Here is a 12,692-nt window from a genome sequence, read left to right as displayed (position 1 = left end):
ACGGTGACATACATCGAGATTCTGACGAAAATGATCTTGTTTTGCTGCTTAGCTTCCTTGAGAACACCTGAGATAATGGCATCAAGAGCGCCGAGGCCCAATATTGTGAAGGCTATTTCCATTGTTGTTCACTCCCTTCGCTAAGAATGGTGGACGTGTAGGCTGCTTGATGGGCTTCTCTGTCGCTTCGTAAACTAACTTCTTATCGATACCGCACCATAACCGAAACGCGTCTCTCAGCACCTCTGCACGCTTACCATCGGGTATCTCGTTGTACTTCTTGCGAATGTCCTCATCCAAACCTTGCCTAAATGGACTCATCATATATTCGCGTTTTTTGCTCATACTGCTCACTCCTTCACGCATCTCATGTACAATTTAGACAGCCAAGTTTGAGGGATTCGCGTGTATAACACGGGGTTATTCAACTTATCTTCCTGCATCTGTTTCAGCAGCTCCTCCCACGTTTTAGAGCTCTTCAAAAACTCACCCAAGTTATCTAATGCACGCCTCTTCCTCTGCGCTTCCTTCCAGTACCCATAGTAACCACGCGCACACTCCACGATGTAAGTCGCTATGACTAACTCTCCAATCATGCTGACCAACTCCTTATTTAACGGGATGTATAACATACTTATTGTCGAATGCTCGGACTTTATTCGCATATGACTAAACTTTTTTTAAGTTATATACAAAGTATTGTGTTATAATTAGGATCCAAGCATAATGAAAGGAGGATAATCATATATGAGGAGTTCGGTACATTTGCCTATACGTAGCAAACTGGAATCATACATAGCAGCTAGAGGAATAAAGAAATCATGGATCGCTGATCAGTTAGGAATAAGCAAGTCCTACTTTTCGCAGATGACGAAGACTGATAATAACGGAATTTTACAGAATGCAATGAGCGCGGAGTATCTTATCAAACTGGCCTATGTGCTAAATTGTAAGGTTGAAGATATTGCTGAATATGCGGAGGGATGAGTAGTGAGTACGTTTAAAATGGAGGATTTGCAGAAGTTAATAGATTCCATGCTACCTGATCTTAACAGCAAGGATATCGATGATTTTGTTGCAAAAGGAAATAAAATAGAAAATGTAGTATTAATAACTAAACTGGCCCATATGGAGGATGTAACTCAAGTTCGTACTAAGCATGGAGTTATGAGAGTTAAATACAGCAATTACCTACCACTCGATATGCCAGCTATTTTAATTAACGAACCAAAGCGATTTTGGTGACTTGTACAATTATGAGGAGGAATGAGATATATGGGATTTATTAAAGTGAACAATCGTAAACTAAATACGGTTTTCAGGATTAATGTTGATAATGTTTTGTATTATGAGCCACTTAAACACGAAAGAAACAACATGGTTATTGGTACGAAGATAGTTTTTAAAGAAGATATAACTATGGATGTTGTAGAAACTCCGGACGAAGTAGATCGTTTGGTAAAGGAGACAGATAACCCATGAAGCAGAGGATAACCATAGAGGATCTAAATACACTAACGGATGAGCAGAAGGTACATATACAGAAGTGGTGGAAGCCAAAGCAAGGCGATTATGCGTTATCAGCCGAGAATAATAATCAATCGAACGGAAAGACAGTAGTATTAAGCACAGTTGCTAAACATCCTAGAGAATTTTATGGGGAAAAAGGTGTGTTCGTAGCTTTTTTTGTTTACGAAAATAAAGATAATGGGCATATGGGAAATTTAGATAAATTATATCCACTCCTTTCCATAGGACAGATGATTGAATTTTTACGTAATCAAACTGAGTTTTCCTTAGACACGCACAAAGATAAGTTTGGAGTATCGTTCAAACAAGATGATGGAAAGTACATATCTTGGGATAAAGTTGAACTCTGCGACGCACTATTCGCCGCTGTTAAACAAGTGATCTAACATGAGAAAAAGCAACGTAGACATATCCAGACTACCTAAATTCACATCGTTGCAGGAAGCAAAGGATTACTTTAACCGGTTCGGTGAGTTAACATTCTTCGGCTGGGAAGGTAGGCAACACCCTCATGCGGTTTACAACTACAGGAGGAACAATGGCGTAGATTACTTTGTGGACATATATGAAGATGGTCAGGTCGTGGTGATACAGAGGGGTGCGGAGGAGAATAAGGATTTTTAAAAACAAAAAAGCCTAGACGGGATGCTTTCCCATACTAGGCTCTTCAACGTTTACGGATTCATATAATCTTTCTGCACCATGTACGCGGCAATGTCCTCCAACTTGCAGAGAGCTACATCCTTGAACTGGAAAGCAGGATCTTTCGCCTTATTATACAGGTCCTGAAAGCGAAGTACTGTGTTATACGCAGCGTTAACCCTATTTCTGTACCTTTCTTGCACCATTTGATCGTAGCTTGCCACATCAGCTTTAATGCGGTTGTAATCGTAGCCAGGGCAACTAGTGGCGTTCAGTTCGCAATGAGCTTTGATTCCTTTGTAACTCGGTAGTTGCTTACTTATATCAACACACACAGCGGTTAGCACGCGCCGATCATCTTCGGTAAGCGAATCCCCGTTTACATAGTCACCAGACACGCATACATGTACGGTATACCCGTTGTTACTCGCTACGCCATACGTTCTGTCTAACACATTGTTAGTCCAGTATGCTTTGCCGTTGCGGATCCATACATGGTAAGGAAAACCTGCGTCTCCCTTCTCTTCGTTCTTAGTAAGCCGTATATGTGACTTAGCGATATTGGTTGCAAGCTGCAGATCGCTATTGCCGGCCGTACTAGTCTTACTGATTGCGTCATGATGCAAGGCAATTGTTGTTAAATCCTCAAGAGGCCGCACGCCTGCCAGCTGCCCCCATGTATAATTCGAATTAACCGGCAATTGGTCGCGGATATCGATCAGCTGCGGTACGCCTAAGTTACTTATTAAATCCTCCGGAAATAGTAGGTCCATTTGTCGTCGTCGCCTCCTGTTTACGGTGTGACATGAAGATAGCTACGATTGCTCCAACTGCTGCAGCTCCGTTAACGATTGAATTTATATGCTCATCAGGAATGTCGATGCCAAAGCTTTGCAGCACCAATTTAGCCGCACTGATCACTCCCGGTACTAACGTTGCCCATTTAATGTTTTCCATGGTTTTCACTCTCCTTTGCCGATTGGCCAACTCTGTTCCCTTGCGTAAGTAAGAATAATATCTCCCGATGTAACGGGTCCTGACTAGCTTCGAGAAATCCTGTCGTCCATCGTATCTCTCTCCCGTCATCCGCTCTAATCTCTCGATTATCCAAAGTATCTCCCCTTCTCTGCCTAGGTGCAGTATCTTGTGAGCCTCATGTATCAGCCACTTGCGCATGAAAAAAAGCAGGATCGCATCAAAGGTTAACGACCCTTTGTGCTCCCACATGTACTCCAGTATCTCGATGATCAACATGGCTTACCCCCAGTATTGGAACAGGTCCGGGCAATAAAAGCCAATCCTTCACCATAGGACCATAGGTAGCCTGTATGAATTGAAGGGTAATGTCTGACACGTCCGATTCCAGTTCCATAGATTCATCAAAGACAATCAATTGCATCAGCTCCTTTAGTAAAATAAAAAGAGCCACCCGAAGGTGACTCACAATTTTATGGATAATTTGTTATAAGAAAATATTGTATTCCTAAGAATACAAGCATATAGAGTATCGGGTTAAACCAATCAGGAAATCTAGCTTCTTTATTCCTGCGTATCATCGCTATTGCTGATGCAGGTAACAAAAAGCTGGCGATAAAAAATAAATACCAAAAAAATAGAACTCCGTTCACAAAAACACCCCTATCTACTCTGCATTGGAACTCCTGCCCTTTGCATTTGCATATTGGCATCAATATAAATATCATTCATTTTTCTTTGAATGTCACGCAATTTTTGTGATTTTTGTCCTGCAGATATGGTTGTGTCTTTGTTTATTTCTTTTTTCTCGCTTGATAGATCTGACAATTGCTTAGAAATCGAACCTTTTGCAGTTGATGTAACAAGTATCCTGAGATCGTCGTCGTACCACTTAGGCAATGGAGCTTCCTTTCCAATGTTGTCTTGATGAGCTTGCTTTAATTTTTCGGATGCATCGTAGAAGTCATTGGTCAAAGTATTTGTAAATACAGGATCTACAACAAAGCTTTTAAACAAGGTGTTTTTAGCAGTCCCTGAACCAACATCACTTGTAAGAGGCAATACTAACCTGCCGAAATCACCTGAATATTGTTTCAATAAATAGTCAACTGTCATTGGCGCCATGCCAATTTTCTCGCCAATAACCTTTGCAGGAGAGCTAGTTTTCTCATTGAATTGATACGGTGTTGAAAACTTTTCAATGTCTTGTGGTACAATTGGCGCGCCTGTGAATGATTTGTTCCCAGTAACGGCTGAGACAGGTGCAAATACAGTTGAATTAGTTAATCCAGTTAATGACTGTTTAGGTCCACCGCCCTGTGTAACTCCTTGTAAAGCACCAGAAACCATTGGTGGCGTTAAGGAGTTAGCTATAGCGTCTAACGTTCCTTTATACGCTTGTGGATCGTTATTGATCACATCATTCAAAATATCAGTGATAAGCCCTGCCATAGCCTCGTATTCCATTGGCATTGGTGCTTTGTTGAATGTGCCATCTTCATTCTTGCTGTAAATGATATTCCGGTACCTTTCACGCGCAGGTAAGTTCTGATAATCAGGATCATCATTGAATTTAGCAAACTCGTACAGCTTAGGTACAACAATTAATGATGTCGCGCCAGCTAACGTTTTAACAGGATTCCTAATGCCTGATCTCGCAAGCCGGTAGATAGATTGTACAGCTGCATTGGAATAAGGTGCCAAGGCTTCTGCTTGTCTAGTCCATGCTCCTTTACGAGAAAAGTTGGTAGTGGATTCCCTTGCTGCATTAATAGCGGCCCGTACATTCTCAGGCGTTCGCTCCTTACCAACTAAAGCGCGTCTGAATGCCGCCATACGGTTTAGGTTCTCTGATGCATCCGCTACTTTCTCTAGTGCTTTAAATGGGGCTTTAATCGCTATTTCAGCACCTTTCACAACTCCTCCTGGGGATATAGGAGCTTCTCTGCGAAGGCCACGAACTGATCTATTAACAGAACGATCACCGCGTAACAAAGAGCTATACTCGCCGCCTGACCTTCTGAAGTCCTCAGATAATTTTTTCATACCTGGAATCTTCAATATATCACCTAAGGTACTATAGATAGCAACCGGAATATCTACGGAAACGTGTTTTAATGGATTTTGTGATTGCACCGCGGCTTGGAAAGTATCACCGACTAAACTTTTAAAGGAGAACATCGGTGCTAATAGTCCAGTTGCAGAACGTTTTGTTGCATTGGATAAAGTTTGCATCACATTCATAAGCAAACCTGATTCCTCAGAACCCATGCCTAATAAAGCCTTAACAGCCTCTGGATCGTTTACTTTAACATATATAGGTTTACCATTCACCATAGATCTGACAATGTTCTCATCACCCGGTTTAGCATGTTTGAATAGGGATTTAAAGTCATTGTCTAATTGATTCAGGAATTCCTCTGAACCACCTTCACGCAACGCATCATCCAAACTCTTATAGCTTGTGGTAGGCTTCTTCACAATTTCAACTAGCCCCTTCATACCTTCGGGATCAAGTTGTACTGTTTTAACAATCTCCTGCATCGTGCGATTTCTTAACATAGCAGTTTGCCATGCGTATGTCTGCTCGACTGCGGATCTTATCGGACTTACAATCCTCCGTGTTGAACCTGTTGGGCTAACCGCTTTAATTGGAGCGTTTTGGCCTGAGAATCCACCACTTCCACCGAATCCTGGACGCGAGAACTTTTCTGCTGTGGTGAATTGGCGTTTCATGGCTGCGTAATTCGGATTTTTTGTACGCATGGCATCAAGAGCTTCTTGCGTAATTAAACCTTCTTTCACACCAGTTTTAAGGATGTTTTCATTGTAAACGTTCCATTCATGACCAATACCTTTTAATTGCGGGAATCTCTGCTCCAACTTTTCAATGGCTTGTTCTGCCTTCTCTGGTGTCATTTGCAAGGCATCATCATATACACGCTCGCCGCGGCGCATGCGGTCCACGGCATGTCTTAAAATTAAGTAATCATCTACTTTCTTGCCTAATCCACGAGAGTTCGCCATAACATCATTTAAACTTTTACCGATTACATTTCCCTCTAAATCAACAAATTTATCACGTATAATCGTGTTTCCTATGTTGTTTGCTCTACTCGCATCCATTGCAGTGTCATACGTTTCACGGCTTATTTTCTTTAAAGGGCTTAAGTAATCTACAGTATTTTGATACGCAGATCTACTTGTTTGTTTTGTATTTTCAACTACACCTTTTACTGTAGATTTGATAGGGTTGTTAACGATCTGTTGTTCTGTTGTGATAATTCGATTACTCGCTCTAGAACCAAACGGTGAGAACCCTAGTCCTTGCTGATCTCCGAATAAACGAGTGAACCACGACCCTTTAATAGCAGGCACATCAGGGGGATTGACAATATCAGGTGTAGGTTCTGACACAGGGTTTGCAGGAACTTCATCAGCTCTAGTAGGACTAATCGGTTCTACAACGTCATCAACAGCACGTGCTGCGGCTATCTCTCTTAATGCTGATATACTAGATTTAACGGGAGATTTTAGTAAGTCACCTGATACATTAGCTAACTTAGATACACGACCTACGCCAGCTGCAGGAATTAACGATAACGCCGATGTTGCACCTTGACTAAGTGCTTCTACCCCAAATTTACTTACTGGCCCTAAACCTTCTGTACGTTCAGCAATGATTTCATCTTTTCTAGCCCTTGCTGCTTCGGGATCCATAGCTCCTGCGACAATGTTTCTAATACCTCTTTCAATCGGCTCTGTATCAGACGTAGCAAGATTTGCTATGTTCTTCCTAGCTTGTGAAATCCAATCCTTAGATGCGACGCTAGGGGCTTCGGCTACGGTATTATACGCAGCTGATAAAGCTCCACCAACTTGTTTAATGACAGGCAAATCTTCAATATATTCAATTGCTGTACCTAAACCATGCAATGCAGGTTTGACTACAGGTAGGTTAGCAAACTTAGACGCACCTTTAGCAATGATATCCTGTATTGGTGTATCTGAAGGAGGTTCAGCACTCGCATTAATATTCCTTAATAAAGCGCTTTGTGTAACGTCAAAACTAGGCACTGATACCATTTGTGTAGGTCGTACAGGTCTAGCTAAAGCATCTGGTGAAGGTGCAATGATTGGAGCTTGTGTAACGTCTCGCGTAGAGAAGTTTACTCCCTTACCAGTTGTTTTACCCTTACTTGAAGAAGCCACTGGAGCTATACCAGCGGCTTTTCTGAGGTCATCATATTTTGACATAGGATTATCCTCCTAATAGTTGTCTTGCTTGCTCCTCGGTTATGCCAAGTTTATTCCACATTTGCAGTGTCTGTTCATCATTTAACCCAAGTTGTAGCACTTCCGTAACGATCTTAGCTTGCTGATCGGGATTTGTTGAATTTACGTATGTTGGTGGTGCACTTTCGTCATAGATAGGATTTCCTTTTGAGTCTTTACCTGACTCTCTATAACGAGCTACACCATATTTTTGTTGAAGTGTTTTAAATGCATCATTGAATTGAGTACTAGAGACTTTAGCTCCACCTGATTCTGTTTCCTTCGCCGCTTTAGAGGAAGCACCACTGGCCAGTCTAGCTTCTTTTGCTTCACTAATGGCCGAATTACGCTGTTGAATACTTAACTGTCCTGCTTTATATGCTTTATCGACTGCAAACTCAAGACCCCACTGCTCGTTATCGCGATCAAAGTCAGATAACCATTGAGCATCTTTAACTTCATCACGATACTTTTCATACACTTGATCATACTTTTGCTTTTCTCGAGCTAATGTTGGTGGAGGTTCCGGAGCTAACCAGTTACCTTGTGCATCTTGGTATGCACCAATACTAGCTCCTAGTTGTTGATTTTCCGCTGCTAATCTCGCTCGTTCAGTTGCATTTGCATTAAACCATGCATCACTGTTTTGGGCCATTTTTTGTTGTACTTCTTGTACCATAGGGTCTTGGTAGTAACCTGTTACTCCTGCAACTTTTACAGCATTGTCAAGATTTTGTTGACGTTCTTTAGCTTTAGCCTCTGCTTGCTTCTCAGCCGCAGCGGTGAGGGCCGCTTGGATCTTTTCAGGCGCTTGTTGCAATAGCATCGCGATATTGTCAGACGCATTCTTAGCTAATGCTGCATTATTGCTCCATATCGCATTGTTACGTGCTGCAGTGTCACGTTCTAAGCCTCCCACAGCCTCTTGGTAGCCGTTATTGATTGCGCCCTGTTGATAGTCTAGGCCACCAGAATAGAAGCCACCCCGACGGTTCTGAAACTGCACAGCATTGTCTAAGTCCTGCGACTTTTGTTTGGTTAGTTTTGCAGTGTTTTCATCTTTGTAACGGTTGTTCTCTGAAACCTGCGCGTTGTTTGCCTGCTGTGACAAGTTCAACCCTTGATTGATCGCTGATGTCTGTTGATTTACGCCATTCATGATACTAGATACTATCGGGTTGTTGGGATCGTAACCTAGCGCGCCGACGCCTATTTGGTTAGTAGGAATCAAGGTGCCATAGTTTTTTTCTGGTGTGTATGATGCGGCTGCTGTGATTGCTGGATCTTTTGAAGTGTTGGAATTTACAACTTTATTGATATTATTGTAAATGGAATCATTTGAGATGAGTTTTCCATCATTGATCCAACCTCTCACCAATTGATCTACCCCTGCGACATTGTTTCCTGCCACCATATCCGTAATCTGTTTGAATTGCTCAGGTGATCCGTATCCATCGAACTTAAACCCCTTGTCATCGCTCAAGCCAATGCTTGCTACAGGAGAGCCATCAGCGCGGTACTTTGATGCGTTCGGGTTCGTCGGGTTCGTTGAGTACCAATCTGTACCCTGTACTTGGCCATATTGGTTCCCCATCCATGACGGCTGCTGAGTTTGTCCACTTTTATTAGTTTGTGGGTTGGCTGCAGCTGTTATCGCTGGAGGAGTCGAAGTATTTGATGTGGAACTACCTGCGCCAAAGTTATTTCCTTGTGAATATGGTGTAGGTGTAAAGCCATTGTTCCCTACTGGATTTTGTGTAGTCTTAGGAATACCTGTGTTCGTTGTTGTTTGCGGTTTCGCTACTGTCGCTCCGTTAAGCTGTGACTTTGCCCACTCCCCATTGCCGCCACCTGATTTTACAAGTCCATTGAGATAATCATATTGATTTTGACTTATCGTAGCCATACGTCACCTCCTATGCTCTGTAGGCTAATGTTTGTTGATGTTCTTCTGTTGTAATCCACCCTTGCGCTAAAGCGTTGTCGATCTGTTCAATCGTGTAATTGTCTGCCCCGTATTGTTTCGTTGGTTCCACATACTCAGGTCGAATGGACGAAAACCGTCTTGTCCCATCCAGATAGATAGCTTTTGCATATGCTGATGTTAACGATGCGTAAATTGGCATGATTACAACACCCCCGCAATGAGTAGTGATTCCCATAGATCAATGATTTGCGTATTTTGCTGCGCGTTCTCTTCTTTAACGATCTCAATTTCTGTTTTAATAGCTGGAGGACGTGCCGCCCATTCTGCATCAAGTTCAGTCTGTGATCTTGGTGTCATAGCACCATTCACGAGTTTATACATGAACTGTCCTTTACTGGTCATTAATTGGAATTGAAAGTGTCGGCTAAATTCACCAGATAGTTGAATTTCTCCGGTACCGCGCTTGTCTTCCTGCCAATCAGAGTAACCGTCGATAACAATGTTGTTGCTGTCTATGCGTATGAAGTGTTTATAATCGTTCATGTGTTAGCTCCTTTGCAGTCCGTAGATAGTTAAATTTTAATTTCACACAGGTCAAATTTCCGAATCCGCAGTCCAGTGGTAAATTACAACTTGATTAACTGTTGTTTGTGATGCTGCGTTATTAAAAACATCAAATCCACCGGTTCCTATATTTGTTGTCGCTCCGCTTGCAGCGGCAAGATCGACACCATTACTGTCTGAAACCCTACCTGTATTCGTTGGTGTTGTAAAAGGATATACCGTTATAGTTGGAATGATTCGTTTAACAACTTTGAAACTAGTTTTTCCATATGGTTGAAAACTTGCAATAGTATTTGATGGTACTACTTTTTTTTCTATTCCTGCACCAGATGTGGTTAAAGGAGCAACTAGATAATCGTAGCTTTTCTCATAATACCGCTGACACAACGTCAACTCTTCTGCAACACTCTTCGGTTGAAACGGTAACGCTTGATTTCCAGTGTTGACTTGGACTTGGGCTACATCAAAATAATGCGCGGTATTGGCTAAGTTTGTAATAAATATAATTTCTAAGCAATCATTATTGTTTGTTCCCAACGTTTTCCCAGAAATACTACCCAAGGTTGCTGTCAACGTGAACCTTTGCCATAACGTCGTGACGCTTACATTGGTTGAAAAGTCCACTGATGCTGACGGACTTCCACCAGTTCCAAAATTTTGCCTTATAAGAAGTGTCGCCGAAATAGGAACGCTCGACCTTAACCATACCGAAAGGGTCACTGTATTTCCCGACAGCGTTTTTACTCCTTCAATTCTTTGCCGCACATTACTTCCTGCTGCTTGATTAACTGTAGGGCTAAATCTTAAAAAGTATTGCGGATTATTTGGAACTTCGGTTTGTCCAGAAGTAAACGATTGCCTTGTTACGGTGTTATCGGATGGAGCAGTAACTACCGCAACCCATCTATCCGCTGAATAAACGCCTCCTGTGAAACTCGTTCCCCTTTGCCAAACATCAAAGTTACCGTTGATGAGGGCTTGTCTCGACAAAAAAGCAGGATAAGGCTGTAACACCCCTCCTGCTACTAATCCAGAAGTATAGTCATAATTTGCATCGACCTGATCTGCTAGAGTGCCAAAAGCCCCCTCTGTCTTTGTATCATCGTAAACATCCCCGGCATTCTGATAAAACGACTGGAGTAATGTTCTGTTAATTGGTCCCGGTGTAGCCATTGCGTTCCTCCTAGTACTTTGTCATGACCCTGCATTCCATCTTTGTACTGTATACCTCGACTGGCTCATCACGGTTATTACTCATTTTGATCTGAGCATATTGCCCCTTAAGTCCCATGGGACCGATTCGTTTGGCATTATTGATGTAATCTGTCAGGTTAGGGTTCTGAATCTGCGCTTGTCCGATCTTCGAGATACCGATGATCATGACCTCAGTTTTGAGAGCTCCAATCAAACTGTATCGATCCCTGTACGTATTCACCTCAATGTCAATGGTCGATGAGAGGTTAAACTGCTTCGCTTCGATCATGAGAATATCCCATAAATGATCGTATCCTGTGAGCTTCGGCGTCATTAGCTTGCTATACCAGTACCAGTTGATAGGTGTATTCGTCCCGACTGCCTTGTTATACGTTGACCAATCGCTGTATAACGAGCTGTCAAACACCTTCAGATGTCCTTCATCGCCTGCAAAGTAGAAGTAATCCTCGTCATGGTAAAAGGAATTGGCGCTGATGTTGTCCACTGGCCTCCATTGCTGATCGATCGTATCAAATACAAGTCCTTTCCACGTTGATCCGACTTTATAAATCAGCCAGTATCGACCATCCTTAAAGTAAGCCGTAGCATTTGCCCACTCTGTTTTTGATACTCCCAACGATGTGAAGTCAATCTGAAACTGTGTGACGCTCTTTGTTGCATAACGAGCTGACGTATCAAGTGACAGCGTGTTAAGCGTGTAGACTGCATGTACGCCTCTATCCGACTGATAGAACAATTCCTCTCGCCCATCTGGATAAATAACCAGCTGAACACTCTTCGGATTCACGCACCCGTCTGTGGTGTCTAGAAAGTCCTGTGACCAGTCTTCGCTCGTTGCAGGAGTTGTGTATCCATCACCGAACAAAACGCCTACGTGACGCCGCATAAGCACGATGAACGCACCTGAGAATGAAGCACACTGAACAATGTAGTCATTCTCTCTAACAAACCGCTGATAATCGGTAGCGCGGAAGTAATCGTAAAACCCCGGCTTACTATGGCTGATCTGATCCGTGTTGTTACCCCATATGACTAACCTGTTGTTATGCACAAGTATGCCAACGGGAGGCATCGTTGAATTAAGCGTAGCCAACACATTAGCAGGACCAGTTGCATCATTTGCAGCAGGCGTCACATTCACCACAGCCGTACCGTTGAAATACTTCAGCACACCACCGTCCGTGATAACGAGTACCTCATTGCTGCTTGCATCTTTAAACTGCGCCGCGTCGATATCGGCACGGTTGAGCGCGTTGGTCATCGTAGCCCCTGTAAACGCACCAGAAGCGTATTTATAGAGCGTTGTGCCACTCGTAGCTAGAATTGTGTTAACTCCTGCTTTGCGTAGGTTAGTGAGCGTCTTGATAGCTCCTATAGCTGCTGTCGTGAGTGGTATCGTTCCGTCACGCTTCGCTAAACCGCCAATCTTACGAGGAAGGTTATTAAGCATCTTAGGAGACTCGGAAAGCCCGATCTCGGAGAACGTTTTAGCTGTGTTCAGTCCTCCGAAACTTGGGATATCCATTTCCACTGTTGGGCTACCTGTTATGTTCTTGCGACTCAT

At 42.8% G+C, this 12,692-nt stretch carries 16 protein-coding genes; 5 read left to right on the top strand and 11 right to left on the bottom strand.

Annotated elements, in window-relative coordinates; genetic code table 11:
* Positions 1-81: 81 nt before the first annotated feature.
* Both QFZ77_RS12580 and QFZ77_RS12575 read right to left on the bottom strand, forming a co-directional pair.
* Positions 82-345, bottom strand: a complete 264-nt coding sequence (locus tag QFZ77_RS12580) for a hypothetical protein (RefSeq protein ID WP_307439934.1) — start codon at positions 343-345, stop codon at positions 82-84.
* A gap of 5 nt (positions 346-350) precedes the next feature.
* The gene (locus QFZ77_RS12575) at positions 351-596 is read right to left on the bottom strand and encodes a hypothetical protein (RefSeq protein ID WP_307439932.1); all 246 of its coding nucleotides are present in this window, start codon (positions 594-596) and stop codon (positions 351-353) included.
* 151 nt (positions 597-747) lie between these two features.
* On the opposite strand from QFZ77_RS12575, the gene QFZ77_RS12570 reads away from it, so the two are divergent.
* From QFZ77_RS12570 to QFZ77_RS12550, 5 genes are read left to right on the top strand one after another with little or no spacing between them, the layout of a single operon-like run.
* Positions 748-987, top strand: a complete 240-nt coding sequence (locus tag QFZ77_RS12570) for a helix-turn-helix domain-containing protein (RefSeq protein ID WP_307439930.1) — start codon at positions 748-750, stop codon at positions 985-987.
* A 3-nt stretch (positions 988-990) separates the two neighbouring features.
* On the top strand, positions 991-1,245 hold the full coding sequence (locus QFZ77_RS12565; protein WP_307439928.1) for a hypothetical protein: 255 nt from the start codon (positions 991-993) through the stop codon (positions 1,243-1,245).
* Between the two features lie 30 nt (positions 1,246-1,275).
* Positions 1,276-1,482, top strand: a complete 207-nt coding sequence (locus tag QFZ77_RS12560) for a hypothetical protein (protein WP_307439927.1) — start codon at positions 1,276-1,278, stop codon at positions 1,480-1,482.
* Positions 1,479-1,916, top strand: a complete 438-nt coding sequence (locus tag QFZ77_RS12555; RefSeq protein WP_307439923.1) for a hypothetical protein — start codon at positions 1,479-1,481, stop codon at positions 1,914-1,916. Before QFZ77_RS12560 ends, QFZ77_RS12555 begins: the two co-directional genes overlap by 4 nt.
* Before the next feature lies 1 nt (position 1,917).
* Positions 1,918-2,154, top strand: a complete 237-nt coding sequence (locus QFZ77_RS12550) for a hypothetical protein (protein WP_307439921.1) — start codon at positions 1,918-1,920, stop codon at positions 2,152-2,154.
* Positions 2,155-2,204: 50 nt separating this feature from the next.
* On the opposite strand, the gene QFZ77_RS12545 is transcribed toward QFZ77_RS12550, so the two are convergent.
* The 9 genes from QFZ77_RS12545 to QFZ77_RS12505 form a co-directional block, all read right to left on the bottom strand.
* A complete protein-coding gene (locus tag QFZ77_RS12545; RefSeq protein WP_307439918.1) occupies positions 2,205-2,945 on the bottom strand; it encodes a peptidoglycan recognition protein family protein in 741 nt (246 codons plus the stop codon).
* Positions 2,911-3,129: a hypothetical protein gene (locus tag QFZ77_RS12540; protein ID WP_307439916.1), complete on the bottom strand. Its 219-nt coding sequence runs from the start codon at positions 3,127-3,129 to the stop codon at positions 2,911-2,913. The genes QFZ77_RS12545 and QFZ77_RS12540 overlap by 35 nt, the downstream gene beginning before the upstream one ends.
* Before the next feature lie 238 nt (positions 3,130-3,367).
* On the bottom strand, positions 3,368-3,565 hold the full coding sequence (locus QFZ77_RS12535) for a hypothetical protein (protein ID WP_307439914.1): 198 nt from the start codon (positions 3,563-3,565) through the stop codon (positions 3,368-3,370).
* A 245-nt stretch (positions 3,566-3,810) separates the two neighbouring features.
* Positions 3,811-7,404 carry an LPD38 domain-containing protein gene (locus tag QFZ77_RS12530; RefSeq protein ID WP_307439913.1) on the bottom strand — a complete coding sequence of 1,198 codons (3,594 nt, stop codon included), beginning with the start codon at positions 7,402-7,404 and terminating at the stop codon, positions 3,811-3,813.
* A gap of 4 nt (positions 7,405-7,408) precedes the next feature.
* Positions 7,409-9,328 (bottom strand): hypothetical protein, encoded by a 1,920-nt coding sequence (locus QFZ77_RS12525; protein WP_307439911.1) that lies wholly within the window; start codon positions 9,326-9,328, stop codon positions 7,409-7,411.
* A 10-nt stretch (positions 9,329-9,338) separates the two neighbouring features.
* A complete protein-coding gene (locus tag QFZ77_RS12520) occupies positions 9,339-9,548 on the bottom strand; it encodes a hypothetical protein (protein ID WP_307439909.1) in 210 nt (69 codons plus the stop codon).
* A 2-nt stretch (positions 9,549-9,550) separates the two neighbouring features.
* Entirely contained in the window at positions 9,551-9,892 is a 342-nt protein-coding gene (locus QFZ77_RS12515) for a hypothetical protein (protein WP_307439907.1), read from the bottom strand.
* A gap of 51 nt (positions 9,893-9,943) precedes the next feature.
* Positions 9,944-11,086, bottom strand: coding sequence for a hypothetical protein (locus tag QFZ77_RS12510; protein ID WP_307439905.1), 1,143 nt, complete (start codon positions 11,084-11,086; stop codon positions 9,944-9,946).
* 10 nt (positions 11,087-11,096) lie between these two features.
* Positions 11,097-12,692 (bottom strand): hypothetical protein, encoded by a 1,596-nt coding sequence (locus QFZ77_RS12505; protein ID WP_307439903.1) that lies wholly within the window; start codon positions 12,690-12,692, stop codon positions 11,097-11,099.

Source organism: Paenibacillus sp. V4I3 (genome assembly GCF_030817215.1).
Classification (GTDB): Bacteria; Bacillota; Bacilli; order Paenibacillales; family NBRC-103111; genus Paenibacillus_E.
The sequence above is the reverse complement of the archived record's forward strand: the minus strand, read 5'-3'. Positions and strand labels throughout refer to the sequence as shown.

Coding starts and splice junctions, on each gene's coding strand:
- QFZ77_RS12550 (WP_307439921.1), top strand. CDS start 1,918: ATGAGAAAAAGCAACGTAGACATATCCAGACTACCTAAATTCACATCG.
- QFZ77_RS12575 (WP_307439932.1), bottom strand. CDS start 596: ATGATTGGAGAGTTAGTCATAGCGACTTACATCGTGGAGTGTGCGCGT.
- QFZ77_RS12540 (WP_307439916.1), bottom strand. CDS start 3,129: ATGGAAAACATTAAATGGGCAACGTTAGTACCGGGAGTGATCAGTGCG.
- QFZ77_RS12545 (WP_307439918.1), bottom strand. CDS start 2,945: ATGGACCTACTATTTCCGGAGGATTTAATAAGTAACTTAGGCGTACCG.
- QFZ77_RS12530 (WP_307439913.1), bottom strand. CDS start 7,404: ATGTCAAAATATGATGACCTCAGAAAAGCCGCTGGTATAGCTCCAGTG.
- QFZ77_RS12510 (WP_307439905.1), bottom strand. CDS start 11,086: ATGGCTACACCGGGACCAATTAACAGAACATTACTCCAGTCGTTTTAT.
- QFZ77_RS12520 (WP_307439909.1), bottom strand. CDS start 9,548: ATGCCAATTTACGCATCGTTAACATCAGCATATGCAAAAGCTATCTAT.
- QFZ77_RS12525 (WP_307439911.1), bottom strand. CDS start 9,328: ATGGCTACGATAAGTCAAAATCAATATGATTATCTCAATGGACTTGTA.
- QFZ77_RS12555 (WP_307439923.1), top strand. CDS start 1,479: ATGAAGCAGAGGATAACCATAGAGGATCTAAATACACTAACGGATGAG.
- QFZ77_RS12580 (WP_307439934.1), bottom strand. CDS start 345: ATGAGCAAAAAACGCGAATATATGATGAGTCCATTTAGGCAAGGTTTG.
- QFZ77_RS12560 (WP_307439927.1), top strand. CDS start 1,276: ATGGGATTTATTAAAGTGAACAATCGTAAACTAAATACGGTTTTCAGG.
- QFZ77_RS12570 (WP_307439930.1), top strand. CDS start 748: ATGAGGAGTTCGGTACATTTGCCTATACGTAGCAAACTGGAATCATAC.
- QFZ77_RS12515 (WP_307439907.1), bottom strand. CDS start 9,892: ATGAACGATTATAAACACTTCATACGCATAGACAGCAACAACATTGTT.
- QFZ77_RS12505 (WP_307439903.1), bottom strand. CDS start 12,692: ATGAGTCGCAAGAACATAACAGGTAGCCCAACAGTGGAAATGGATATC.